At 68.0% G+C, this 25854-nt stretch carries 23 protein-coding genes; 7 read left to right on the top strand and 16 right to left on the bottom strand.

Annotated features, from left to right (window positions below):
• Positions 1 to 361 precede the first annotated feature (361 nt).
• The gene (gene tyrS / locus AU185_RS03790) at positions 362 to 1624 is read right to left on the bottom strand and encodes a tyrosine--tRNA ligase (RefSeq protein ID WP_172800203.1); all 1263 of its coding nucleotides are present in this window, start codon (positions 1622 to 1624) and stop codon (positions 362 to 364) included.
• Positions 1625 to 1827: 203 nt separating this feature from the next.
• On the opposite strand from tyrS, the gene AU185_RS03785 reads away from it, so the two are divergent.
• Entirely contained in the window at positions 1828 to 2502 is a 675-nt protein-coding gene (locus tag AU185_RS03785) for a class I SAM-dependent methyltransferase (protein ID WP_059099334.1), read from the top strand.
• 10 nt (positions 2503 to 2512) lie between these two features.
• On the opposite strand, the gene AU185_RS03780 is transcribed toward AU185_RS03785, so the two are convergent.
• Complete coding sequence (locus AU185_RS03780; RefSeq protein WP_059099335.1) at positions 2513 to 3124, bottom strand: DNA-3-methyladenine glycosylase; 612 nt, start codon at positions 3122 to 3124, stop codon at positions 2513 to 2515.
• 58 nt (positions 3125 to 3182) lie between these two features.
• On the opposite strand from AU185_RS03780, the gene AU185_RS03775 reads away from it, so the two are divergent.
• Genes AU185_RS03775 through AU185_RS03765 form a run of 3 tightly spaced genes read left to right on the top strand, consistent with a single transcriptional unit; the run spans position 3183 to position 5328 of the window.
• Positions 3183 to 3956: an ABC transporter ATP-binding protein gene (locus AU185_RS03775; protein ID WP_059099336.1), complete on the top strand. Its 774-nt coding sequence runs from the start codon at positions 3183 to 3185 to the stop codon at positions 3954 to 3956.
• Entirely contained in the window at positions 3881 to 4708 is an 828-nt protein-coding gene (locus tag AU185_RS03770; RefSeq protein ID WP_082683724.1) for an ABC transporter permease, read from the top strand. The genes AU185_RS03775 and AU185_RS03770 overlap by 76 nt, the downstream gene beginning before the upstream one ends.
• 5 nt (positions 4709 to 4713) lie before the next feature.
• Positions 4714 to 5328, top strand: a complete 615-nt coding sequence (locus AU185_RS03765; RefSeq protein WP_059099389.1) for a TetR/AcrR family transcriptional regulator — start codon at positions 4714 to 4716, stop codon at positions 5326 to 5328.
• On the opposite strand, the gene AU185_RS03760 is transcribed toward AU185_RS03765, so the two are convergent.
• The 3 genes from AU185_RS03760 to AU185_RS03750 all read right to left on the bottom strand — a co-directional run bounded on the left by AU185_RS03760 (position 5311) and on the right by AU185_RS03750 (position 9144).
• The gene (locus AU185_RS03760) at positions 5311 to 5538 is read right to left on the bottom strand and encodes a Trm112 family protein (RefSeq protein ID WP_059099337.1); all 228 of its coding nucleotides are present in this window, start codon (positions 5536 to 5538) and stop codon (positions 5311 to 5313) included. The two genes, AU185_RS03765 and AU185_RS03760, sit on opposite strands and share 18 nt — an antisense overlap.
• Before the next feature lie 6 nt (positions 5539 to 5544).
• Entirely contained in the window at positions 5545 to 6090 is a 546-nt protein-coding gene (locus AU185_RS03755) for a hypothetical protein (protein ID WP_156425380.1), read from the bottom strand.
• A 90-nt stretch (positions 6091 to 6180) separates the two neighbouring features.
• A complete protein-coding gene (locus tag AU185_RS03750; RefSeq protein WP_059099338.1) occupies positions 6181 to 9144 on the bottom strand; it encodes an acyl-CoA synthetase in 2964 nt (987 codons plus the stop codon).
• Positions 9145 to 9244: 100 nt separating this feature from the next.
• On the opposite strand from AU185_RS03750, the gene AU185_RS03745 reads away from it, so the two are divergent.
• Positions 9245 to 11002: an ABC-F family ATP-binding cassette domain-containing protein gene (locus tag AU185_RS03745; RefSeq protein WP_059099339.1), complete on the top strand. Its 1758-nt coding sequence runs from the start codon at positions 9245 to 9247 to the stop codon at positions 11000 to 11002.
• A 29-nt stretch (positions 11003 to 11031) separates the two neighbouring features.
• Positions 11032 to 11481: a TIGR03618 family F420-dependent PPOX class oxidoreductase gene (locus AU185_RS03740; RefSeq protein WP_059099391.1), complete on the top strand. Its 450-nt coding sequence runs from the start codon at positions 11032 to 11034 to the stop codon at positions 11479 to 11481.
• Position 11482: 1 nt separating this feature from the next.
• Here AU185_RS03740 and argH read toward each other — a convergent pair whose 3' ends face one another.
• The 11 genes from argH to AU185_RS03685 all read right to left on the bottom strand — a co-directional run bounded on the left by argH (position 11483) and on the right by AU185_RS03685 (position 24554).
• Positions 11483 to 12895 carry an argininosuccinate lyase gene (gene argH, locus AU185_RS03735; protein ID WP_059099340.1) on the bottom strand — a complete coding sequence of 471 codons (1413 nt, stop codon included), beginning with the start codon at positions 12893 to 12895 and terminating at the stop codon, positions 11483 to 11485.
• Positions 12896 to 12986: 91 nt separating this feature from the next.
• Entirely contained in the window at positions 12987 to 14186 is a 1200-nt protein-coding gene (locus AU185_RS03730; protein ID WP_059099341.1) for an argininosuccinate synthase, read from the bottom strand.
• Positions 14186 to 14680: an arginine repressor gene (locus AU185_RS03725; RefSeq protein WP_059099342.1), complete on the bottom strand. Its 495-nt coding sequence runs from the start codon at positions 14678 to 14680 to the stop codon at positions 14186 to 14188. The genes AU185_RS03730 and AU185_RS03725 overlap by 1 nt, the downstream gene beginning before the upstream one ends.
• Positions 14677 to 15615, bottom strand: coding sequence for an ornithine carbamoyltransferase (argF, locus tag AU185_RS03720; protein ID WP_059099343.1), 939 nt, complete (start codon positions 15613 to 15615; stop codon positions 14677 to 14679). Before argF ends, AU185_RS03725 begins: the two co-directional genes overlap by 4 nt.
• A complete protein-coding gene (locus AU185_RS03715) occupies positions 15612 to 16754 on the bottom strand; it encodes an acetylornithine transaminase (RefSeq protein WP_059099392.1) in 1143 nt (380 codons plus the stop codon). Before AU185_RS03715 ends, argF begins: the two co-directional genes overlap by 4 nt.
• A gap of 26 nt (positions 16755 to 16780) precedes the next feature.
• Positions 16781 to 17683: an acetylglutamate kinase gene (argB, locus tag AU185_RS03710; RefSeq protein ID WP_059099344.1), complete on the bottom strand. Its 903-nt coding sequence runs from the start codon at positions 17681 to 17683 to the stop codon at positions 16781 to 16783.
• Complete coding sequence (argJ, locus tag AU185_RS03705) at positions 17680 to 18915, bottom strand: bifunctional glutamate N-acetyltransferase/amino-acid acetyltransferase ArgJ (RefSeq protein ID WP_059099345.1); 1236 nt, start codon at positions 18913 to 18915, stop codon at positions 17680 to 17682. The genes argB and argJ overlap by 4 nt, the downstream gene beginning before the upstream one ends.
• Positions 18912 to 19946 (bottom strand): N-acetyl-gamma-glutamyl-phosphate reductase, encoded by a 1035-nt coding sequence (argC, locus tag AU185_RS03700; protein WP_059099346.1) that lies wholly within the window; start codon positions 19944 to 19946, stop codon positions 18912 to 18914. Before argC ends, argJ begins: the two co-directional genes overlap by 4 nt.
• A 124-nt stretch (positions 19947 to 20070) precedes the next feature.
• Entirely contained in the window at positions 20071 to 22569 is a 2499-nt protein-coding gene (gene pheT, locus AU185_RS03695; protein WP_059099347.1) for a phenylalanine--tRNA ligase subunit beta, read from the bottom strand.
• Positions 22569 to 23612, bottom strand: a complete 1044-nt coding sequence (pheS, locus tag AU185_RS03690) for a phenylalanine--tRNA ligase subunit alpha (protein WP_059099348.1) — start codon at positions 23610 to 23612, stop codon at positions 22569 to 22571. Before pheS ends, pheT begins: the two co-directional genes overlap by 1 nt.
• Positions 23613 to 23639: 27 nt before the next feature.
• Positions 23640 to 24554 carry an adenylate/guanylate cyclase domain-containing protein gene (locus AU185_RS03685; protein ID WP_059099349.1) on the bottom strand — a complete coding sequence of 305 codons (915 nt, stop codon included), beginning with the start codon at positions 24552 to 24554 and terminating at the stop codon, positions 23640 to 23642.
• 248 nt (positions 24555 to 24802) lie between these two features.
• Between AU185_RS03685 and AU185_RS03680 the strand changes: the two genes are divergently transcribed.
• Positions 24803 to 25849, top strand: coding sequence for an oxygenase MpaB family protein (locus tag AU185_RS03680; protein ID WP_059099350.1), 1047 nt, complete (start codon positions 24803 to 24805; stop codon positions 25847 to 25849).
• The last annotated feature ends 5 nt before the right edge of the window (positions 25850 to 25854 follow it).

Here is a 25854-nt window from a genome sequence, read left to right as displayed (position 1 = left end):
GAAAAAGAGGCAGGCAAAAAACAACAACAAACAAAAACCACCAAACACACTATTGAGTTCTCAAACAACACACCCGCACGGCCGCGCGACTAGCCCGCGGCTTTGAAGCCGCGTACTCGTAGTGCGGACGCTCAGGAACCCACCGAAGTGGGATTTCCCTCTGGGAACCGCCGCGCTCTTCGGGCTTGGCCCGTGTCGCAGCGACGAATCAACAAGGTACGTGAGGGAAAACTAGGAGTCAAATGGCCTGATAGGACGGGTATTTCAACTCGACACCTGTCACGCGCACCAAGGTGCGTTGACTCCAACCAGAGGGTCTAACGCCCCGGCCCTCTTCGTTGTTCCCGTCTCGGTTGAGAATTCACGCGACCCGTTCGATGCCCGCGATGTTGCGCTTACCGCGGCGCAGCACGAGCCAGCGGCCGTGGAGAAAATCGGCGGGCTGCGGAACCCACTCCTCGCTGTCGACCCTGGCGTTGTTGACGTAGACGCCGCCCTCGGCGATCGTCCGCCTGGCCGCCCCTTTGCTCGCGGAGAGCCCACTGACCACCAGGAGGTCGGTGATCGAGTCCGGCTGCCCTGGCTCGAGCTGGGCGACCGCGGCCTCTCGCAGGGCGGCGCCCAGCGTGGGTTCGTCGAGTTCAGCGAGCTCACCGCGACCGAAGAGGGCCTGGCTGGCGTGCTCGACCGAGCGCGTCGCCGCCTCGCCGTGTACCAGCGTGGTGAGTTCGCGGGCCAGTCGACGCTGCGCGGCGCGCTCGTGCGCTCGCTCCGTCGTCGCCTCCTCGAGCTCGGCGAGCTCGGCGGGGGTCAAGAAAGTGAACCAGCGTAGATAACGGATGACGTCGGCGTCCGCGGTGTTGATGAAGTACTGGTACCAGGCGTACGGGCTGGTCATCTCGGGGTCCAGCCATAGGCTCCCGCCGCCGGTCGACTTGCCGAACTTCTTGCCTTCGGAGTCGGTTACCAACGGAGTCGTCAGGGCGTGCACCGTCGCTCCGTCCTTCTGGCGGACCAACCTCACGCCGGCGATGATGTTGCCCCACTGATCGGAGCCGCCGACCTGCAAGGTGCAGTCATGGCGCCGGTGCAATTCCACATAGTCGTTGGCCTGCAGCAGCATGTAGCTGAACTCGGTGTAGGAGATGCCCTCGCCCTCGAGCCGGCGCCGGACCGTGTCGCGGTCGAGCATCACGTTGACCGAGAAGTGCTTTCCGACGTCGCGCAGGAACTCGATCGCCGACAGCGGCCCCGTCCAGGACAGGTTGTTCTCCACCACCGCGCCCGTCGCGGAGCCGTCGAACTCGACAAAACGCTCGAGTTGACCGCGAATCCGGTTGGCCCAGTCCGCCACGGTGTCCGCGGTGTTCAGCGTGCGTTCGCCGGTATCGCGGGGGTCGCCGATCATGCCGGTGGCGCCGCCGGCGAGCACAATCGGTCGATGCCCGGCCTGCTGAAAGCGGCGCAGCGTCAACAGCGGGATGAGATGGCCCGCGTGCAGGCTGGGAGCGGTCGGGTCGAAACCCGAATACAGGGTCACAGGTCCGGTGGCCAATGCCGCCGCCAGCGCGTCCTCGTCGGTGGACTGCGCGACCAAACCGCGCCACCGCAGCTCGTCGAGAATGTCCGGGGTGCCCTTAGACGTCACGGTGTCGATCTTCTCGTACCGCGACGGATCGGCCGCAGCCGGTTCGCCCGCAGGCGGTGACCACGAGAAGCGGCCGCCGCGGTAAGCGCGCCGCGTCCTGATCCGCACATTCGGTCGATAGCATGGCGCAGCGCGAACGCCGCCGAGAGGGAGAGTCGAGAGGGAGAGTCGAGCACCGTATGACAGCGCCGGATCCATTGGAGATTCGCAAAGGAGCGGCGTTCTACAACGCGCGGGGGCTCTTCATCTACAACGTCTACGTTTTGAGGTTCAACAACCGATGGCTGTGGCGTTGCCCCCGGCGCCGACTCCTGGAGCATTACGACTCGCACATCCGCTGCAACCACCTCGACATCGGGCCGGGCACGGGGTGGTACCTGCAGCACACCACGTTTCCCTGCCGCGACCCCAAGCTCACACTGCTCGATCTGAGCCCGGATAGCCTCGCGACGGCGGGCAAGCGCCTGCGCAAGCTGTCGCCGAGGCTGCTGCATTCGGATATCTTTTCTCCGATCCCCACGCACGAGAAGTTCGACTCCATCGCCGCCAACTATGTGCTCCATTGCATTCCGGGTGACTGGGAAGGCAAATCCTTGGCGATCGAAAATGTCGCCAACGCTCTCGCGCCCGATGGCGTGTTCTTCGGCTCCACGATCCTGGGTGTAGGCGTTCGCCACAACCTGTTGGGTCGGCGAACGATGAACCGATTCAACGCATCGGGCACCTTCCATAACGACACAGACGACCTCGCCGGCCTGCAAAAGGCCCTCGACGCCTACTTCGAGAAGTTCACGACGACGATGGTCGGGACTGTCGCGCTTTTCACCGCCGCCCATCCGCGCATTGCTGCATGACGACCGGCCCTTAGTCGCTCGCACCCGGCATCGGAGCACGTGGACTGCGCCGGTACAGCGACACCTCCGGACGCCCGGCGAGCCACAGCCGCCAGGGCCGATCGGCGGCCTTGCTCACACCGACCCGCGGACCCTCCGCGGCGGCGTGCTGCTCGCCGAGCGTCAGCCTGATCGGGCTCTTCTTGGCGAACACGTCAGTCCCGTTGTCCTCCATCGTGATTCCCAGAGCCGAGCACAAGTTGCCCGGTCCCCTCGCCAGGGCAACCGGTCGAACCAGCTCCCCGCGCCGCGCGAGCGCCGCGTCCAGGCCCGCTTCAATCGCCGCGGCCCTGAGCAGCACGGCCCCCGCGACGCCGTCGGTGGCGCACACGATGTTGGCGCACACATGGATTCCGTGACTGCGGTAGGTGTAGAGGCGCCCGGCCGGTCCGAACATCACGGAGTTACGCGGTCCCGGCCCGCGAAAGGAATGGGCCGCCGCGTCCGGCCACGGGCCATCGGGAGGCCCGCCGTACGCCTCGACCTCGACGATCATCGCGCTCACCCCGCGCCCGGACAGCATCGCGCCGAGAAGCCGCCGCGCCGCCGTCAGTGGATCCGTGGACAGCAACTCGGCGCTCACCGAAGCGATTCTGCCGGTGCCCTTGACAGGCCTCACGAGCGGGCGCAGTATTCATCACATGATGACTTCATCGCATGATGAATTCCCCGGGTCGCCGTCCGCGCCGGCCGTCGACATCTCACATCTGCGGGTCGTCCGCGGTAAGCGCCTGGCCCTCGACGACATCACTGTGCGGATCGCGCAGGGCACCATCACCGGCCTGCTCGGTCCTTCGGGATGTGGCAAGACCACGCTGATGCGCAGCATCGTCGGCACGCAGATCATCACCAGTGGTTCGGTGACGGTGCTGGGCAAGCCCGCCGGGTCGGCGGACCTGCGGCACCGGGTTGGCTATGTCACGCAGGATCCGACGGTCTACGACGACCTACGAGTGATCGACAACGTCCGATACTTCGCCTCGCTGTACGGGACCGACGCCGAGGCCACCGATGAGGCCGTCGCCGCCGTCGGGCTCGACGACCATCGAACCGCGGTGTGCGCCAACCTATCCGGCGGCCAGAAGACGCGCGCCTCGTTGGCGTGCGCCCTCGTCTCGCACCCGGATCTGCTCGTCCTCGATGAACCGACAGTCGGACTGGACCCGGTATTGCGGGTGGACCTGTGGGAGCAGTTCCACCGCTTGGCGAGTCATGGGACGACGCTGCTGGTGTCCAGCCACGTGATGGACGAGGCCGATCACTGCGGTGAGTTGTTGCTGATGCGCGAAGGTCGCCTGCTCACCCACACCACACCGACGAAGCTACGAGAGGACACGGAATGTCAGTCACTGGAGGAAGCGTTTCTGTCCGTCATCAGGCACAGCACCGCGGCCGCCGCAGCCGAAGCAGGTTGAGTCCGCAGGCATATCTCGCCACCACCGGCCGCATCCTGCGTCAACTGGCGGCCGATCACCGCAGCGTCGCGATGATCCTCGTGGTGCCCAGCCTGATCATCACGTTGCTCTATTTCATGTTCCAGGATGCTCCGCACCCGCCCGGAACACCGTCTCCGTTCAACAACGCCTGCTTGATCATGCTCGGCGTGTTTCCGCTCGTGGTGATGTTTCTGATCACGTCGATCACCATGCAGCGCGAACGGGTTTCGGGCACGTTGGAGCGGATCCTGACCACTCCCCTGCGCCGTACCGACCTGCTCGCCGCGTACGGCACCGCGTTCTCGATTGCCGCTGCCGCGCAGGCGACGCTCGCGTGCATCGTCTCGTATGCCTTCCTCGGTTTCAGTACCGAAGGCAGCCCGGTGTGGGTGTTCACGATCGCGATCATCAACGCCGTACTCGGGGTCGGTCTGGGTCTGCTGTGTAGCGCGTTCGCACGCACCGAGTTTCAGGCCGTGCAGTTCATGCCCGTGGTGATCGTCCCGCAGCTTCTGCTGTGCGGAATCATCGTTCCGCGCGACGTGCTGCCGGACTGGCTGCAGTGGATCAGCAACGTGCTGCCCGCAAGCTACGCTCTGGAGGCGCTGCGACAGGTCGGCGCCTATTCGGAGCCGACATTCATCGCGGTGCGAGACATGGCGGTCGTGATCGGCTTCGCGATTCTGGCGCTGTGCCTTGCGGCGGCCACGCTACGACGAAGGACACCGTGACGACGTTGACCACCAACGCTGAGCGCAAACGCCCCGGCCGGCCGCCCGGACCGTCGGACACCCGGGAGCGCATTCTGTCGAGCGCGCGGGAGTTGTTCGCCCGCAACGGAATCGACAAGACCTCGATTCGCGCGATCGCCGCAGCGGCGGAGGTCGATCCCGCGTTGGTACACCACTACTTCGGGACGAAAACCCAGTTGTTCGCCGCGGCGATCCACATCCCGATCGACCCGATGCAGGTCATCGGCCCGCTGCGGCAGGTTCCGGTGGAGGAGATCGGCCGCGTACTGCCGTCACTTCTGTTGCCGCTGTGGGATTCCGAAATGGGCAAGGGTTTCATCGCGACGCTGCGGTCGATGCTCGCGGGCAACGAATCGTCTTTGTTCCGGACATTCCTGCAGGAGGTGATCGCCAAAGAGGTCGGCTCGCGTGTCGACGACCCGCCCGGTAGTGGGCCGATCCGCGTGCAATTCGTCGCCTCGCAATTGGTGGGCGTGGTGATGGCCCGCTACATCCTCGAACTCGACCCGTTCAGATCACTGCCGGTGGAGCAGATCGCGGAGACCATCGCGCCGAACCTCCAGCGATACCTCACCGGAGAGCTACCCGGCTTCCCCTGACGCGCGGTTTACCATCCGCTGGTGCTCGGCCTCGTCGGTGACGGCGACGGCCTCGTCGATCAACAGCACCGGGATGCCGTTGTCGATGCGGTATGCCCGGCGTAGCCGTGGGTTGTAAAGGTATTCCGGCTGATCGGGGTCGACGAGCAGCAGCGGTCCGCGGTCCTGCGGGCAGACCAGGATTTCGAGAAGTTTCGCGTCGAACGCCACGGCGGATCAGCCGGCCGGGGCGGTCATGCCGGGAATGACGGGCACCGGGCCGGCGACGGGTCCGTTGTCCACCACGGCCTGGGCGGCCCGCGCCTGCAGCTTGCGCTGATAGGCGATGGTCTCCTTGAGCGCTTCGACGAGCGGCGTCTGGTTCGGCCGATGTTCGAGCGCGTCCGCCAGCGCCGCTGCGTTCGCGTTCGACGGGCGGTAACCCTGCTGGCGCAGCTTCACCGCGTCGTCGATCAGCTTGGAGATCTGACCGCCGCCGTCACCCTGCCGGTACTCCTCGTGAATGAGGGAAAGCACCTGGTCGGCGTTCACCTTGGGCGCGGCCTCGTCGTCTTTGTTGCAGTCCTCGCCGGTGCAGGGCGTCGGCGGCCCCTCGGCTTGGGGCTCGGGGGCCTCGGTTTCGACCGTCGGCTCCGCGGGCTGCGCTACCGCGGTGGGCAGTGCGACACCGGTCAGCAGGCCGGCGACCAGCACGCCACCGGCGAGCGTGCCCAGGACGAGGCGACGCCCGACGTCGCGATGCGTACCGGTTCGCGATGTCATCAAACCTCCAGCTCGGTGGCGCGGCCGCCCGGTCCGGCGACCTGCCGCCAGCGGGAGCCTAACAGCGCCCGGCACCCGCGGCAGGTCGTGCTATTGGCCGTCGGCGAGCTCGGCGCGCACCGCGACGGTCAACCGCTTGTACCGATTCGTATCGGGGTCCAGATACCAGGCGTTACGCGACGGTTTCGGAACACCTTCCGCGCGCAGCGGGCTGACCAGCGGTCGGTACGACGCGCTGAACGCCATCTTCGGCACCACATGGACGATGTCGGGCGGGTCGCCAACCGGCAGCTCGGCCATCGCCTCCGACAGGTCCGCGGACGGAATGCTGCCGCCCGGGCACAGGGCCAGCGCGGTGACGGCGAGCTGGCGGTCCTTGGTCTGCACCCCGTAGGTGACGGCGAGGTCGACCGCGCCGAGGCATCCGACGGCGTCGTTGACCGTCGATGCGAACACGCATCCGCGTTCGGTGTGGATGACCGCGCCGCGGTTGTCGACGAGCCAGTAGTCGCCGTCGGCGTCGCGGCGGAAGAGGTATTCCGTCGACACCCAGGTGTCCGCGGGCGCAAAGACCCCCCGTTTCACCGGCGCAGTCGGATCGACCGGTCCCCGCGGGCGGGCGATCAGCACGCCGACCTCGTTGGCCTCGGCCCGGCGTACGAACCCGCGCTCGTCCTCCAGGATCAGGTCTTCTTCGGGGTCGTAGGCGGCCAGCTCGAGGTCCCGTCCCCCCGGGAGCGGACGGCCCTTGCTGCCGATCTTCGCACCGGACACGTTGGCGAGCACAGCTTGTCCGTCGGTGGTCGCGAAGAACTCGACGACGTGCGCGGGCTTGAAGATGTCGACCACGCGCTTCCACAGCCCCGTCGGCATACCCGAACCGATGAACAGCCGCACCGGGTGGCTGCCGTGCAGGGAGAAAGACGGGTCATCGATGACCTCGCGCAGCATCGCCCACGTATAGGTCACCACCGTGACGCCGTACTGGCGGATCTCCTTGACGAACCGGTCGGGCTGCAACCCGCGCGACAGCGCGATCCGCGAGCCACCGACGGCGGCACCGCCCAGCGCGACCAGCAACCCGGACTGATGGTGCAGCGATGTCAGGCAGTAGACGGTGTCGCTGCGACTGAGGTTGGCCGCCGATGCGGTGCCGAACGCCGAGATGGCCCAGCGGGCGTTGGTGATCTGCCTGGCGACCAGTTCTCCGCCGATCGAACTGAAGCCGACGAACGCAAGGTCTCGGGCGAGGCCCGGATTCGGTCGGTACCAGCCGGGCAGATCGACCGCATCGGGGTCGATCTTCTCCATGTCGATGACATCGGCGTCCCCGGGGACGTCCAGGTCGCGGGACTCACCACCGCCGAGCACCAGCACGCGCATATCGAGTTGCCGGGCGGCGTCGAGGTTGCTCGGGTCGGCGATGACGTCCGACACCGAACCGAGTCGCGCAGCTGTGGGCAGGTCGACGTCGGGCGGCATCAGCACCGCGACCGCACCGAGCCGCGACAGCGCCGCGATCGCCACCAGCGCGCTGGGGCGGGTTTCCATCAGCACCCCGACGTGCGCCCCCTGGCGCACCCCGACATCGATGAGACCGCGGACGACGTTGTTGATGCGACGGTCCACGGCTTCGTAGGTGTGGACTCGGCCGTCGAACAGCAGGCAGTCGCCGCCAGGAAGGTCACGGGCCTGCTCTGACAGGATCCGGCCGAACGAGATGCGGGTGTGCTCGTTGATCTGGCCGAGCCGGGCCAGACGCGGCAGTGTCCGGGCCGTCTCGACGGCCAACGCCCGGGCGGACTTGTTGGCGGTCACGACCGCATCGGCCGCCGAACGGGCGAGGCTCCATGCCATCTCGGTGGCAGCAGCGGTGCTGTGCGCGACCCGCGAGCTGAACGACACACCCGTCTCGTTGGGTTCGGCCTGCTGCAGGGCCATCGGGTTGACGCCCTCGGGCTGGTCGCCGGCGCCGTCGAGCCACTTGACCCACTGCGCGACGGTCGGCCATGTCTGGCTGGCCGCCTTCGACCCGACGACGAGCCCGAAATGTCCTGAGCGGATGAGGTATTCGTAAACATCGGCCCTGGGGGCGGCGCGTTTGATGCCGCGCACCGAGGCGGGCTGGCCGATGTCGTCGACCTCGCCGATCACCGCCAGCACGGGGCAGTCGATGTCGGAGAGCGTGACCAGGTCACCGTGAATGGAGAAGCCGCCGCTCATCATCCGGTTGTGCGCGATGAATTGTTTGAGCAGTTCTGCGATTGCGGGACCGGACCACGCGATCCAGCCTTCGGAGGCCAGGAAGCGACGCTGCTGCTCCCGCGGCAGCAACGCCTCGCGGTCGTGCAGCTGGCGCAGGAAGTCGATGCGCGACTGCGCGGTCTTGATCGGGTCGAGCATCTGAAAGCCGGTGCGCGCGAGCCACCCCGGGATGTCGATCCGGCTGAACACGTGATCGGCCATGAAGTCCGCGGCCGCGGGCGCGATGCTGGCCGGCATGTTCATCGGCAGCGCGGCCAGGGTGTCGACCGGCGAGCCGAACGCGATGATGCTCGCGAGGTCCTTCGACCTGCGGTAGGCCGCGACCTGGTAGGCGAACATGCCGCCCTGCGAGTAGCCGGCGAGGTGGACGTCGCGGCCCGCCACCTCTTTGACGGTGTCGATGGCCTCGCTGAGCGCGACCACGTGGTCGGCGAGCGTGCGCTCCATGCCGCCCTCGACCTTGTCGGGTGCGCCGAAGTCGATGACCCACGGGTCGATGCCCCCCTTGTGCAGGATGCCCACCGCGCCGTCCTCGCGGGTGACGTCCCACATGTCGGCCGACATCATCATCGGATGGACCATCAGCACGGGTGGTCCGGGCGGTTTGGCGCCCGGCCTGCTGTCGGGCGGGAAGTAGCGCCGCAGCCGGTACATCGGGACGCTCTGGATGATCTGGAACGGCGAGGGCACGGCACCGGTTTCCAGGCCGCCGTAGCGCAGCACTTCCAGCCCGTTCTGGGCGGTGGCCACCAACCGCCCGACCGGCCTGGTTATCGCCGACAGATCCACACCGCACGCTCCCCTTCAAGCCGACGCCGCTACCCCCGATTGCCGACGTCATCATGGCACAGCGCCCGGTCTCGGAGGGCCGACCTATCATCGGCGGCTGATGGCGAATCTGATCAACGTCGAGCGCGCGACGGTGAGCTACGGCACGCGGACGCTTCTCGATGCGGTCAGCCTGGGAATCGACGACGGCGACGCGATCGGCGTCGTCGGGCGCAACGGCGACGGTAAGACCACGCTGCTGCAGATCTTGACGCTCGCCCGCGCGCCGGATTCCGGCCGGGTCACTCACACGTCCGGGTTGTCGGTGGGCTACCTGCGGCAGAGCGACGACTTCGCCGCCGACGCCACCGTGCGCGACGTGATCGTCGGCGGCAGGGCCGACCACGTCTGGGCCGCCGAACCCGACACCCGCGACGTCGTTTCCCACCTGTTGGCCGACGTTGCGCTCGACACAGTGGTCGGTCGGCTGTCCGGCGGTGAGCGGCGCCGGGTGGCATTGTCGGCGGTGCTGATCGCCGGGCACGACGTGCTCGTACTCGACGAGCCGACCAACCACCTCGACGTCGAGGTGATCGGCTGGCTGGCCGAGCACCTGAATCGACGCGGAGCCAAGGCGCTCGTCGTGGTGAGTCACGACCGCTGGTTCCTCGACGCGGTGTGCACCCGGACGTGGGAGGTGCACGACGGCACCCTCGACGGGTACGACGGCGGTTATGCGGCCTACGTGCTGGCCCGCGCCGAGCGGATGCGGCTGGCGGCCGGCGCCGAGGCGCGCCGGCAGAATCTGATGCGTAAGGAACTGGCGTGGCTGCGCCGCGGTCCGCCCGCGCGGACATCGAAACCGAAGTTTCGGATCCAGGCCGCCAACGATCTGATCGCCAACGAACCGCCTCCGCGTGATTCCCTTGTGTTGCAACGCTTTGCGACAACACGTCTGGGAAAGGACGTTTTCGACCTCCACCGCGTCCGCCTCCAGGCGGGCGACAAGGTGATCCTCGACAAGGTCGACTGGTCGATCGGGCCCGGCGCACGCATCGGTCTGGTCGGGGTCAACGGCACGGGCAAGACGACGGTGTTGCGGTTGTTGGCCGGTGAGGTAGCGCCGACCGCGGGAACCCTGAAGCGGGGCGCCACGCTCAAGATCGGCTATCTCAGCCAGGCGCTGGCCGAAGTCGACGGCTCCGACCGTGTACTCGACGCCGTGGAGAACCGCAGGCGCATCACGGAATTGGCGGGCGGCGCGGAGGTGAGCGCCGACACGCTGTTACGCGATTTCGGATTCACCGGTGACAAGCTGACCGCACGGGTGGCGGAGCTGTCCGGTGGCGAACGGCGCCGGCTGCAGTTCCTGCGGCTGCTGCTCGACGAGCCGAACGTGTTGCTGCTCGACGAGCCGACCAACGATCTGGACATCGACACGTTGACCGTCATCGAGGACTACCTGGACGGCTGGCCGGGCACGCTGATCGTCGTCACCCACGACCGCTACTTCCTCGAACGGGTCTCCGATGTGACGTATGCACTGACCGGCGACGGCCGCTGCGACCTGTTGCCCGGCGGGATCGAGCAGTACCTGGCAGACCGTGCCGCCGCGGCATCTCCGTCGTCGGCCTCCGGACGTGCCGAAGCGCCGCAAGGCGAGACCGCGTCGGCGCGGGAGCGGCGCACCGGCAAGGAGATGGCCCGCATCGAGGGTCAGTTGGAGAAGCTGGAGTCGCGGATCGCAGCGTTGCACGAGGCGATGGCCGAGGCGGCCGCCGACCACGTCCGCGTCGGCGAGCTCAATGCCGAACTGCAGGAGTTGCAGGCACGCAAGGATTCTCTCGAAGAAGCCTGGCTGGCCGCGGCGGAAGGGTGATTGACTGGCTCGGTGGGAAGGAGCCCGTCATGGCCGATGTCTCCGCCTTTTCCGACCTGGTTGCCGCCGATCACGGACTGTGTGTGCTGAGCACGCTGCGTCGCGACGGCAGTATCCAGTCGTCGGTTGTCAACGCCGGAGTCCTGCCGCACCCGGTCACCGGCGATCCGGTGGTGGGGGCGGTCGCCGTCGGCGGCTCCCGCAAATTGGACAATCTGCGCGCCGACCCGCGCGCCACGATCGTGGCCCGCGCCGGTTGGCAGTGGGCGACCGTCGAGGGTGAGGCCGAGCTCATCGGTCCTGACGACCCGCATCCGAACGTCGACGAGGCGGGGCTGAAAACCTTGTTGCGCAATGTCTTCAAGGCGGCCGGTGGAACACACGACGATTGGGACACCTACGACAGGGTGATGGCCGAGGAACGTCGCGCCGCGGTGCTCATCAGGCCCGGGCGGATCTACACCAACCCTGCCGGCTAGGTCATCGGCTCAAACGTAGCCGCAGCCGGTCTGCCGTCTCGCGGACGACGCCGAGTTGCTTGGCTACCTGGATCGGCGCCGTGCCGCCGCGGGCGTCGCGTGAGTTCACCGAGCCTTCGATGGTGAGCACCTCACGCACCTGCGGTGTCAGTTCAGGGTGGATCGAGGCGAGTTCGGCGTCCTCGAGGTCTTCCAGGCCGATACCGCGGGCCTCCGCCGCGCGGACCGCTGCGCCTGCGGCTTCATGCGCGACGCGAAACGGCACTCCCCTGCGAACCAGCCACTCGGCGACGTCTGTCGCCAATGTGTAGCCCAGCGGGGCGAGTTCGGTCATCCGGTCGACGTCGAAGCGCAACGTCGCCACCAAGCCGGCCATTGCCGGCAGCAGCAGCTCCAGCTGGGCGGCGGAGTCGAACACTGGCTCCTTGTCCTCCTGCAGGTCCCGGTTGTAAGCCAGCGGCTGCGCCTTCAGCGTGGCCAGCAGCCCGGTGAGGTTGCCGATCAGGCGACCGGACTTGCCGCGAGCCAGCTCGGCGATGTCGGGATTCTTCTTCTGCGGCATGATCGAGCTGCCGGTCGACCAGGAGTCATCCAGCGTGACGTAGCCGAATTCCGTTGTACTCCAGAGGACGATGTCCTCCGCGAGACGGGACAGGTCGACCGCGATCATCGAGAAGACGAATGCGGCCTCGGCCGCGAAGTCGCGGGATGCCGTCGCATCGACCGAATTGTCGGCAGCGGTGTCGAAGCCCAGGTCCGCGGCGATCGCATCGGGGTCCAGGCCCAGCGAGGAGCCCGCCAGTGCGCCGGAACCGTAGGGCGACACCGCCGCTCGCTTGTCGAAGTCGGCCAGCCGGTCGACGTCGCGCAACAGCGGGTGCGCGTGCGCGAGCAAGTGGTGCGCGAGCAATATCGGCTGCGCGGATTGCAGGTGCGTCTTGCCGGGCATCATCGCGGTCGGGTGGGCTGCAGCCTGTGTCGCCAGCGCATCGACGACTTCGAGCGCACCGGCCGCGACGCGCCTGATCGCGTCGCGCAACCACATCCGAAACAGCGTGGCCACCTGGTCGTTCCGCGACCGGCCGGCCCTGAGGCGGCCGCCGAGTTCCGGGCCGACCCGGTCGATCAGCCCCCGTTCCAGCGCGCCGTGCACATCTTCGTCGGTCGGCAGCGGTGCGAAGCTGCCGTCGGCGACATCGGAGGCCAGACTGTCGAGGCCGGCGATCAGGCCGTCGCGCTGCTCATCGGTCAGCAGGCCGGCGTTGAACAGCACCTGGGCGTGCGCTTTCGACGCCCGGATGTCGTAGGGCGCGAGCACCCAGTCGAAGTGTGTCGACTTGGACAGCGCTGCGAGCGCGTCCGACGGGCCGCCGGAAAACCGTCCGCCCCACAGCGACCCTTCGTTGGTGCTCATATCAGGTCGCTCACTTCGGCGCGAATGACCACGTTTGTACGTCCGAATCCGGCGTGTCGAGGGGCAAACACGGTCACTCGCGGTGGGGCTTTCATGTGGAGAGGTCCCGTCGCGCGGAGATGCTCGACGACAGGCCGTGGATCTGCACGAAACCCCGCGCGGCGGTCTGGTCGAACGTGTCGCCTTCGTCATAGGTGGCGAGATTGAAGTCGTACAGCGACTCGGGGCTGCGCCGGCCGTTGACCGAGATGTGCCCGCCGTGCAACAGCATCCGGATCTCGCCGGTCACGTGTTCCTGGGTCGTGGCGACGAACGACTCCAGCGCGGTTTTCAGCGGCGAGTACCACAGCCCGTCATAGACCAACTCGCCCCACTTCTGGTCGGTGTGGCGCTTGAACCGGCCGAGTTCACGCTCGAGCGTGACGTGCTCGAGTTCGGTGTGCGCGGTGATCAACACCATCGCGCCCGGCGCCTCGTAGATCTCGCGACTCTTGATCCCGACCAACCGGTCCTCGACGACGTCGAGCCTGCCGACGCCCTGCTCGCCGGCGCGGCGGTTGAGCTCCTCGATAGCCTGTAGCACGCTCACCGGCCGGCCGTCGATCGAAACCGGAACGCCGCGTTCGAAACCGACGATCACCTCGTCGGGGGTGCTCCAGTTGAGCGTCGGGTCCTCGGTGTAGTCGTAGACGTCCTTGGTGGGCGCGTTCCACAGGTGTTCGAGGAAGCCGGTCTCCACGGCACGGCCCCAGACGTTCTGGTCGATCGAGAACGGTGAACGCTTGGTGACGTTGATCGGGATCGCGTTCTCCTCGGCGAACGCGATCGCCTTCTCCCGCGTCCACGCGTAGTCGCGCACCGGTGCCAGCACCTCGAGATCTGGTGCCAGCGAAGCGAATCCGACCTCGAAGCGGACCTGGTCGTTACCCTTGCCGGTGCACCCGTGCGCGACGATACCGCCGCCGTACTTACGTGCCGCGGTCACCAGGTGCTTGACGATCAGCGGTCGGCTCAGCGCCGAGACCAGCGGATAGCGGTCCATGTACAGGGCGTTGGACTGGATTGCGGGCAGGCAGTATTCGTCGGCGAACTCGTCCTTGGCGTCGACGACCACGGCCTCCACGGCGCCGCAGTCGAGCGCCCGCTGCCGGATGACCTCCATGTCTTCGCCGCCCTGCCCGAGGTCGATCGCAACGGCGACCACCTCGCGCCCGGTCTCCTTGCCGATCCAGCTGATCGCCACCGAGGTGTCCAGGCCGCCGGAATACGCCAGGATGACGCGTTCGGACATCAGCAAGTCTCCTTCGTTCGAATGCTCTCGAGTTTGGTTGCCAGCTCGGCGCCGGTCATCGGCTCACGTGCGATCACCAGGATGGTGTCATCGCCGGCGACGGTGCCGACGACGAACGGCAGTGCCGCGCGGTCCATCGCGCTGGCCAGATAGTGCGCCGCGCCCGGCGGGGTGCGCAGGATCGCCAGGTTGCCGCTGGCGTCGGTCGACACCAGCAGTTCGGCCAGTAGCCGCGACATCCGTTCCGTTCCACCGGAAACAGCGCGTACCGGGCTGCCGTCCTCGGGGACGACGTACACGCCGACGCCGCCGTCGGCACCGCGAAGTTTCACCGCGCCGAGTTCCTCGAGGTCCCGCGACAGCGTGGCCTGGGTGACCTCGATGCCCTCCTCGGCCAGCAAGGTGGCCAGCTCGGTCTGGCTGTGTACCGACTGCGACGACAGGATCGCCACGATGCGAGCCTGCCTGCCGGCTCTGGTGGCCGCGGAAGTCATTGCTCGACTCCCGTTCGCTCCAAGAGCCACACCAGCAACGCCTTCTGCGCATGCAGCCGGTTCTCGGCCTCGTCCCACACCGCGCTGTGCGGGCCGTCGATCACGTCATCGGTGATCTCTTCACCACGGTGCGCCGGAAGGCAGTGCAGCACAACGGCGTTGGCCTCGGCGCGGGCCAGCAGCTCGTCGTTCACCTGGAACGGCCGGAACGGCCCCACCCGGTCCAGGCCGTCGTTTTCCTGACCCATCGACGTCCAGGTGTCGGTGACGAGCACGTCGGCGCCCTCGGCCGCCCCGTTCGGGTCCGCCGTGATTGTGACCGTCGCACCGGTTTCCGAAGCGCGTTTCTGCGCGGCGTCGACGAAGTCTGGATGCGGTTGGAAGCCGGGCGGTGCCGCGACCGTGACGTGCACACCCGCCGTCACGCCGCCCAGCATCAGCGAGTGCGCCATGTTGTTGGCGCCGTCGCCGAAGTAGGACATCCGCAGGCCGGCCAGCGTGCCCTTGCGCTCGGCGAGCGTCTGCAGGTCCGCGAGCACCTGGCACGGATGGAACTCGTCGGACAGGGCGTTGATGATCGGCACGCTCGCTCCTGCCGCCATCGCGGTAAGGCGGTCCTGGGCGAACGTGCGCCACACGACCGCCTTGACGTAACGCGAGAGCACCCGCCCGGTGTCCTCCAACGTCTCATCCCTGCCGAGTTGAGTGCTGCGACCGTCGACGACGACGGCGTGGCCGCCGAGTTGGGCGATGCCGATCTCGAAGGAGAACCGGGTGCGGGTGGAGTTCTTGTCGAAGATGACGGCCACCCCGCTCGGGCCGTCCAGCGGGCGGCGGCTGAACGGCTGCGCCTTGAGTTCGGCCGCGAGCGCGAGCACCTCGGCCTGCTCGTCTGGGCTCAGGTCGTCGTCACGCAGGAAATGCCTCACGGTCATGATGCGGCGCCCTTGTCGAGCACGGCGGGCAGCGCGGTGAGGAAGCTGTCGATCTGAGCCTCGGTGATGATCAGCGGCGGAGCCAGCCGGATCACGTTCGGCGCTGCGGCGTTGACCAGGAACCCGGAGTCGCGGGCCGCCGCCTCCACGGCCTTGGCGGCTTCCGCGGTCAGCACGACACCGAGCAGCAGCCCGCGGCCGCGGACATGGTCGATCAGCGGATGGCCGAGCGCGTCGATGCCTGCCGACAGAGTCTTGCCGAGCACCTCGGCGCGGCCGATCAGGTCCTCGTCGGCGAGCACCCGCAGGACCGCCAGCGCGGCAGCGGTGCAGACGGGGTTGCCACCGAAGGTGCTGCCGTGCAGCCCCGGAGTCAGCAGGCCGGCGGTGGTGCCGGTCGCGATGCACGCGCCGATCGGGAGTCCGCCGCCCAGCCCCTTGGCCAGGGTCACGACGTCGGGGGTGATGCCGTCGTGCTGATGGGCGAAAAACGCACCGGTGCGGCCCATTCCGGTTTGCACCTCGTCAAGCACCAGCAGCGCGCCGTGCTGCGCGGTGATCTCCCGCGCAGCCACGAGGTAGCCGGCGGGCGGGACCACGACACCGCCCTCGCCCATGATCGGTTCGAGGAACACCGCGGCGGTGCCCTGATCGACGGCGCGCCCAAGTTCGTCGATGTCGCCGTATGGCACGTGGGTGACCTCGCCGGGCAGCGGCGCGAACGGCTCCTGTTTCGACGGCTGTCCGGTCAAGGCGAGCGAACCCATCGTGCGGCCGTGGAAAGCTCCCTGCGCCGCAACGAGTTTCGTGCGGCCGGTGAGCCGGGTGATCTTGAAGGCGATTTCGTTCGCCTCGGTGCCCGAATTGCAGAAGAACACTCTGGCGCCCTCGGCGCCGAGCAGCCCGACCAGGGCTTCGGCCAGCGCGATGCCGGGTTCGGTGGCATACAGGTTGGACGTGTGTCCGAGCGTGTTGAGCTGCCGGGTGACCGCCTCGATCACCGCCGGGTGCCGGTGACCGAGGATGTTGACCGCGATGCCGCCGAGCAGGTCCAGATAGGACTTGCCGTCGGCGTCGGTCACCACCGCGCCCTCACCGCTGGCCAACGCCAGCGGCGGGGTGCCGTAGTTGTTCATCATCACGGCCTGCCATCTCTCCAGGAGAGTCACGCTTGTCCTTTCCTGTCCGAGTTCGTCGCCGGACGCACCACTTTCGTGCCCGTCCCCTCGTCGGTGAACAGTTCGACCAGCACACAGTGTTCGACCCGGCCGTCGATCACGTGTGCGCTCGGCACCCCGCCCGTGACGGCCCGCAGGCAGGCTTCCATCTTGGGCACCATGCCGGTTTCCAACGTGGGCAACAGTTGAGTCAGTGCCGCGGAGTCGATTTCGCTGACCAGCGAGTCGCGGTCCGGCCAATTGGTGTACAGGCCCTCGACGTCGGTCAGCATGATCAGCTTTTCCGCGCCGAGCCCCTCGGCCAGCGCGGCGGCAGCCGTGTCGGCGTTGATGTTGTGCACGACGCCGTCGTTGTCGGGGGCGATCGTCGAGACGACCGGGATGCGGCCCGCCCCGATCAGGTCGATCAATGCAGTCGGATCGACGCGTTCGACGTCGCCGACCAGGCCGATATCGGTGGCCACGCCGTCGACCATGACGTCGCGCCGCACGGCGGTGAACAACTGAGCGTCCTCACCTGTGACGCCGACGGCGTAGGGCCCGTGCGCGTTGATCAGGTTCACCAGTTCGCGGCCGACCTGACCGAACAGCACCATCCTCGCGACATCGAGCACTTCCGGCGTCGTCACGCGGAACCCGCCCTTGAAGTCGCCCTGGATACCGAGCCTTGTGAGCATCGCGCTGATCTGCGGTCCCCCACCGTGCACGACGACGGGGTGGATGCCGCAATTGCGCAGGAACACCATGTCGGCGGCGAACGCGGTCTTGAGCACGTCGTCGGTCATCGCGTTGCCGCCGTACTTGATCACGACGATCTTGTTGTGCATCTGCTTGAGCCACGGCAGCGCTGCTGCCAGAACCTGTGCCTTGAGCGGGGTTTCGACGCTCATGAGCTGTAGGCCGAGTTCTCTTCGACGTATCCGTGCGACAGGTCGGTGGTGCGGATCGAGGCTTGTCCGGAACCGTCCCCGAGGGCGATGGTGACGGTGATGTCCTCTCCGGACAGGTCGACTTCACGCGCGCCCGCTCGCGGGGCGCCGTCCTGCCATACCGGAATCGCGTTGAACGCCACGGTCATCCGCTCCGGATCCACCGTGAACGGAGCCATGCCGATGGCTGCGAGCACCCGGCCCCAGTTGGGGTCGGAACCGAACAGCGCGGTCTTCACCAGACTGTCGCGCGCGACGAGCCGGGCACCGAGCAGCGCGTCGTCATCAGACGCTGCGCCCGTCACCGTGACGACGATGCGCTTGGTCACGCCCTCGGCGTCGGCCTGCAGTTGCTGGCAGAGGTCATCGCACACGCGCAGCACCGCATCGTCGAGTTCGCTCTGGCTGGGCTTGATCGCGCTCGCGCCGGAGGCCAGCAGGAGCACCGAGTCGTTGGTCGAGCAACTGCCGTCGACGTCGAGGCGGTCGAAGGTGCGCGCGGCCGCCTTGCGCAACGCCTGGTCCAGCGCGACGGAGTCGGCTACCGCGTCGGTGGTGATGACACACAGCATCGTGGCCAGCGACGGAGCGATCATGCCCGCGCCCTTGGCCATTCCGCCGACGGTCCAGTTGCCGGCGTGGTGCAGCGCAACCTGTTTGGGCACGGTGTCGGTGGTCATGATGGCCCGCGCGGCTTCCTCACCGCCGGTGAGCCTGCCGGCCAGTTCGTGGACGACTTCCTCCACGCCCGACAGCACCTTGTCCATCGGTAGCCGGTCGCCGATCAACCCCGTCGAGCAGACCGCGACCTCGATCGCGCCCGTCTCGGTGCCCCAGTCGCTCAGCGCTTCGGCGACGGCCTCGGCGGTGGCATGGGTGTCCCGGAAGCCCTGGGGGCCGGTGCAGGCATTGGCGCCGCCGGAGTTCAGGATCACCGCGCGGAGACGGCCGGTGGTGAGCACCTGCTGACTCCACAGCACTGGCGCCGCCTTGACCTGGTTGCGGGTGAACGCGCCCGCGGCGGCATAGTCCGGCCCCTCGTTGAAGACCAGCGCCAGGTCCAACGCCCCGGACGCCTTGATGCCTGCGGCGATACCGGTCGCGCGGAAGCCCTCGGGCGCGGTCACCCCTTGGCTGCGGATGAGCCTGCTCTCCGTCGCCGCAGCATGGCCGGCGACATCGGAGCCCGTCACGGCGCCACTCCCACGATCGAAAGCCCTTCGGTCTCCTGCCAGCCGAGCGCCAGGTTCATCGACTGCACCGCGGCGCCGCCTGTGCCCTTGACCAGGTTGTCGATTGCGGCGATGCCGATGAACGTCTGCGCGTCTTCGTCCACGGCGACGGCCAGCTGAGCGGCGTTGCTTCCGAGCACCGAACCGGTCTTCGGCAGCTGTCCCTCCGGCAGCAGATGAACGAAAGGCTCGGCGTCGTAAGCCTTTTCGTAGGCGGCACGAATCTCTGACAGCGGCGCGGCGGTGCGGGCGGTGCAGGTGGCCAGGATGCCGCGCGAGGTCGGGATCAGCACAGGGGTGAACGACACCGTCACGTCCTTGTCCGTCACCGCACGCAGCCCCTGCGCGATCTCCGGCGTGTGCCTGTGCCTGCCGCCGACGTTGTAGGGCCGCGCCGAGCCGATCACCTCGGCGCCGAGCAGATCGGCTTTGACGGCTCGGCCGGCGCCCGAGGCGCCGCTGACCGAGACCACCGTCACGGCGGGCTCGATGAGGTCCTCGGCGATCGCCGGCCACAGCGCCAACAGCGCCGCGGTCGGATAGCAGCCGGGCACCGCGACCCGCTTCGCGCCGCGCAACCGGTCGCGGGCGCCCGGCAGCTCCGGCAGACCGTACGGCCAGCTGCCTGCGTGCGCCGACCCGTAGAACCGCTCCCACGCCGCGGCGTCGGCGAGTCGGAAGTCGGCGCCGCAGTCGACGATCAGCGTGTCGGCGCCGAGTTGATCGGCCAGCTCCGCCGAATGCCCGTGCGGGAGTCCCAGGAAGACCACGTCATGGCCGCTCAACACGTCCTTGTCGGTGGCCTCCAACACCCGGCCGGCCAGCGGCAACAGATGCGGATGGTGCTCGGCCAGCGGCGTGCCCGCGCTCGCCGCGGCGGTCAGCGCCCCGATCGTCAGCCGCCCGTCGGCGTACGCGGGATGGCCGAGCAGGAGTCGAAGAATCTCGCCGCCGGCATACCCGCTGGCGCCGGCCACCGCCACTGAAACCATACAGGCGATTCTGCATGGTTATGCAACCTATTGCAAGTTCATTAGAATAGGCCCGCCGAGCAGACGTAAACTGCGCCCGCACGGCCGTGAAGAGGGGCACTTTGCGCCTGCTCGCGGGAAGAGGTTATCGGCGCTGCTCGGCGCCGACCCGGTCCGCCGCGGCCTCCACGGCCGCTTCGCGGGCGGCGCTGGCCTCATCTTCGGTGAGCGTGCGATCCGTGGCACGGAACCGCAGCGCGAACGTGAGCGACTTGCGGCCCTCGCCGATTTGCGGGCCGGTATAGACGTCGAACAACCGCACGTCCTCGAGCAGCGGTCCCGCGCCCGCGCGGACGGCGTCGACCACGCTGGCCGCCGCGACGTCCTCCTCGACGACGAGGCTGATGTCCTGGAACACGGCGGGAAACGGCGACACCGACGGGGCGGGCAGCCTCTCGACGATCGGAACGGCGTCCAGATCCAGTTCGACGGCGCAGGTCCGCTTCGGCAGCCCCGAGCGCTCGACGACCGCGGGGTGCATTTCACCGGCGTGCCCGACGATGATCCCGGTCTCCGGCTCGCCCAGCACCACCTCGGCGCAGCGACCCGGGTGCCACGGCAGGTGCTGCGCCGGCCGCAGGCGCAGATCGACACCGGCGGCGCGGGCGATGATCTGAACCGCCTCGAAGGCATCACTGGCGTCCACCTGACGGCCGGGCCCCCAGGGTCCGGCGGGCTCACGCTGCCCCGCCAGCACGACCCCGACGTGCTGAGGCTGTCTGGGCAGCGACGCGTCGAGCATCGCGATCTCGTCGTCGCTGGGCCGCCGGTCGGTCGGGATCCGGTCGACGGCGCGGTTCTCCGGCGTGGGCTCGACGACCTGCTGGATCGCGTACAGCGCCACGTCATGAGTACCGCGAGACACGTTGCGGTTCAGGGCTTCCAACAGCCCGGGTAGAAGCGTGGTGGCCAGTTGCGGCCGGTCGGACTCCAGCGGGTTGAGCACATCGGTCGTCGCCCTACGCGGATCGTCGGCCGGCAGGTTCCAGTCGTCGAAAACGCCCACGGGCAGGAACGGCGTGGGCAGGATCTCCACATAGCCGTTGAGTCCCAACGATTTCCCGATCGCGCGGCGGCGCTTCTGCAGCGGAGTCAGGCCGCGTCCGGCCGGCGCCTTCGGCAATACCGAGGGGATGACCTCCAGGTCTTCCAGGCGCAGCACCTCTTCGACGAGGTCGGCGGGCTGACGCAGGTCGGGCCGCCAACTCGGTGGGGTCGCGGCCAGTTGTCCATTGGTGACAGTGACGTGTGCGCCGATCTGGGTGAGCCGCCGTTCGGCGGTGCCCGCGGGGTAACCGACGCCGGCGGTACGGTCGGGCAGGTCGATCGCCATGCTCACCGACGGGAGTGACCAGTCTTCCCGCGGCGGCTCGCCGCGCCAGTCCGTCAATGTGGGCTCGACTGTGCCACCGGCGATTTCGGCCAGCAGCGCCGCGCAGCGGTCCAGCGCGGGGACCGAGATCGCCGGGTCGACGGCGCGTTCGTATCGCCGACCCGCCTCGCTGTAGAGGTGCAGCCGCCGTTGGGTGCGCGACACCGCGGCCGGGTCCCAGACCGCGGCCTCGAGCAACACATCGGTGGTGCTGTCCCGCACCTCGGTGGTGCCTGCACCCATCACGCCGCCGATCGCGGCGGTGGCGAAGTCGTCGACGATCAGCACATCGGCGGGGTCGAGACGGCGTTCGACGTCGTCGAGGGTGACCACCGTCTCCCCCGCTTCGGCGAACCGCACCCGGAAGCCGCCCGAGACAAGCGCGCGGTCGTGGGCGTGCATCGGGTGGCCGAGTTCGAGCATCACGTAGTTGGTGACGTCCACCGCGGGCGAAATGGCCCGGATGCCGGACAGCAGCAGCCGTCGTTGCAGCCACCACGGCGACACCGCGGCCGGATCGACACCGGTCACGGGTCGCAGCCCGAAGCGCAGCACGCCGGTGCCCGGTTCGACGGCGAGCGGCAGCGCCTCCCCCTCGGCCGGCAGGGGCGCGACGTCGGCGGGGTCGACGAAGTCGAGATCGTAGGCGGCGGCGATCTCGCGGGCCATGCCGCGCACCGACAGGCAGTAGCCGCGGTCCGGTGTGATCGCCAGGTGGAACACGACGTCGTCGAGACCGAGCAGGTCGGCGGCCGGTGTGCCCGGTTCGGCGGTACCCGGCGGCAGCACCAGGATGCCGGAATGGTCGGTGCCCAAATTCATCTCGGCCGTCGAGCAGATCATGCCGTCCGAGGTCCGGCCGTAGGTCTTGCGGCTGGCGATCCTGAAGTCGCCCGGGAGCACCGCGCCGGGCAGCGCCACCACGACCAGATCGCCGACGACGAAATTGGTTGCGCCGCAGACAATGTCGCGCAGTTCCGCCTCACCGACATCCACCTTGACCGCGCGGATCGGCTTCTTGAACTCGGTCAGCTCCTCGATCTCGGCGACCCGGCCGACGGTCAGCGGACCGGTGATCGGCCCGACCGGGATGACCTCCTCGACCTCGTGGCCGATGCGGATCAACGTCTGCTCGAGTTCGTCGGGCGCCACGTCCCAATCCGGAGCACCGGCCCGAACGACCTCACGCAGCCAGCTGTACGGCAGCCGCATCAGGCGCCGACCCCGAACGGCAACGAGAACCGGACGTCGCCTTCGACCATGTCCCGCATGTCCGGAATGCCGTTGCGGAACTGAAGCGTGCGCTCCAAGCCCATGCCGAACGCGAAACCGGAGTACACGTCCGGATCGATTCCGCAGGCGCGCAACACGTTCGGATGGACCATGCCGCAGCCGCCCCATTCCACCCAGCCGGGACCGCCCTTCTTGTTCTCGAACCAGATGTCGACCTCGGCCGACGGCTCGGTGAACGGGAAGAAGTGCGGCCGGAACCGGGTGCGGCCCTGCGGGCCGAACTCCGAGCGGGCGAACGCGTCCAGCGTGCCGCGCAGGTGCGCCATCGTCAGACCTTTGTCCACCGCCAAGCCCTCGACCTGGTGGAACACCGGCGTGTGCGTGGCGTCGAGTTCGTCGGTCCGGAACGTGCGTCCGATCGAGATGATGTACACCGGCGGTTCGCGCTCCAGCAGCGTGCGGATCTGCACCGGTGAGGTATGCGTGCGCAGCACCTGCCGCGAGCCCTCAGGGGCGATGTGGAACGTGTCCTGCTCGCTGCGCGCGGGGTGGTCGGGCGCGAAGTTCAGCGCATCGAAGTTGAACTGTTCGGTCTCGACCTCCGGACCTTCGGCCAGTTCCCACCCCATCGCGATGAACGTGTCGGCGATGCGCTCGGCGAGGATCGTGATCGGGTGGCGGGCGCCGATCGGTTGGCGCGTCGACGGCAGGGTCACGTCGATGCGCTCGGCCACCAGCACCGCGGCGTCTCGCTCTGCCCGCAGCGTCGCCAACCGCTCGTCGTAGGCGCGCTGCGCCTCCGCGCGGGCGACGTTCACCCGCTTGCCCGCATCGGCCCGGTCCGCCTTGGCCAGCGCGCCGAGCGACTGGCGCGCCAAGGCGATCGGCGACCGGTCACCGAGATGCTCGGTCTTCGCCCGTGCGAGCGCATCCAGATCGTTCGCCAACTCGAACGCATGCCGAGCCGCGCTGACGGCCTTGGTCAGCGCTTCTTCGGACAGGTCTACGGGCTGGTCAGCCACCCGGCGATCATAGCGATGCTTCGAACGCTATTCCCCTGCGGTGTCTTCGGACTCGTCGCCGCCCGCTGGCGTCTGACGGCGGGTTTTCAGTCGGTACATGACGAAGTCGGCGGGCACACCGTCCTGCTTGGGTCCGAACACCTGCTTGCGGAGGCGTTTGGCGACCACGCCGAGTGAGTCGAACTCCTCGGCGGGAATGCGCTTGAGGGTGTCCTGCGAGACCACCAGCTCACCTCGGGTGGCGCGTTCCATGACCCGTGCCGCGATGTTGACGTCGACGCCCAGCCAGTCCGATCCGATCCGTTGCGGATGACCGGTGTGCACGCCGACCCGCATCCGCGGGGTGTAGCCGTCGACGTCGACGGCCTTCACCGCCTCGCGCGCGGCGAGCACGGCGCGCACCGCCGTCGCCGGGTCGGAGAAGACCGCCATCAGCCCGTCGCCCATGCGCTTGACGATGTGTCCACCGGCTTCGAGCAGCGGGGGCTCCACGGCCTGAGAGACTCGGCGCAGTAGCCGCAGCGTGGCCTCGTCGCCGGCGTTCAGCGACCACGTCGAGAACCCGACGAGATCGGTGAAGACCAACGTCGCCTCGCGGTTGGCGGGCTTACCGGACACGCGCTCGGTGAGGGCCTGCCACACCTGCAGCGCGCCGAGGCTCACCTCACGCGACGCGGCATCCCGCTCCAAGATCCGGTCGGCGGCCCTGGCCGCCGCGCTGGGACCGCCGACGCCGGACACCGACAAGGGGTCGCCGAACTCGGGATCACCGGGAAGGGCTCGTCGCGCGCGGCGCAAAAGCGCGATGACAGACGGGCTGTGGTTGGTGTCCTTCAGCCACGCCATCGGTGCCAGCGACCGTCCCGACCGCTGGGCGCGATCCGGTCCCTGTTCGATTTCGCCGACGCCGCCGGATCGTTCATCGAACGACTCGACTTCCACAGGGCGAGCCTACGCGGACGCCGAGTCGCGAAGTCACATCCGGGCCGGCCACGCCGGCCGACTCCTCGTGCGCTGTGCACCTATGCGCGGGTTCCGAACGGAAGTTGCTGGTTACGACGCTGTGGCTGGTCGATGGAGCGTCGATAACACTGCGGCGCCACACCCTCCCAGATCGTAGACAACATACGTTGTCAACATTATCGTGGTCATCGTCCGGTGGACACCAAAAGCCAGACAGCGAGGATCCGATGACGGTCGAATCGACATCCAGTGAGGCAGGCGATCCGGGTTCCGATTGCCCCTATCCCCTCGGTCCGGACTCGCTGACGTGGAAGTACTTCGGGGATCTACGCACCGGCCTGCTCGGCGTCTGGATCGGCGCGGTCCAGAACATGTACCCGCAGTTGGGCGCGGGTGTGGAGGACCACTCGATCCTGCTGCGCGAGCCGCTGCAGCGCGTCGCCCGCTCGGTGTACCCGATCATGGGCGTGGTCTACGACGGCGAGCGTGCCATGACGACCGGCGAGCAGATCAGGAGCTACCACACCACGATCACGGGCGTCGACTCCGAAGGCCGGCGCTACCACGCGCTCAACCCCGAGACGTTCTACTGGGCGCACGCCACCTTCTTCATGCTGATCATCAAGACCGCCGAATACTTCTGCGGCGGGCTGACCGAAGCCGAGAAGCGCCAACTGTTCGACGAGCACGTGCAGTGGTACCGGATGTACGGCATGAGCATGCGGCCGGTCCCCGACAGCTGGGAGGAGTTCTGCGAGTACTGGGATCGCAAGTGCCGCGAGGAACTCGAGATCAATCGCGCCACGCTCGACATCTTCTCCATTCGCATCCCCAAGCCCTGGTTCGTGTTGATGCCCACCGGTGTGTGGGACCAGATCTTCAAGCCGATGGTCGGCGCGCAACGCTGGATTGCCGCGGGGTTGTTCGACGAAGCCTTGCGCGAGAAGGCGAACATGCGGTGGACGCCCGGCGACGAGGTCCTGCTGCGCCTGTTCGGGAAGCTGGTCGAGTTCGCGTTCGTCGCGGTTCCGGACGAAATCCGTTTGCACCCAAGGGCTTTGACTGCCTACCGCCGTGCAGAGGGTCGGCTCCCCGCCGACGCTCCGCTGGTCGAGGCGCCCGCGTTCATGGCGCCGCCGAGCGACCGCCGCGACCTGCCGATGCACTACGTCCCGCCTCGACGGTCGCTGCTCGACCGGGCCGGCTCTCTGGTGCACACCACGTTCTCTTTGGCGGGCCTGCGTCCGGCCCGCGGACGTCATAAGGCAGCCTGAGGGGC

Origin of the sequence: Mycobacterium sp. GA-0227b, assembly GCF_001499855.1 — a bacterium.
Taxonomy (GTDB): domain Bacteria; phylum Actinomycetota; class Actinomycetes; order Mycobacteriales; family Mycobacteriaceae; genus Mycobacterium.
The sequence above is the reverse complement of the archived record's forward strand: the minus strand, read 5'-3'. Positions and strand labels throughout refer to the sequence as shown.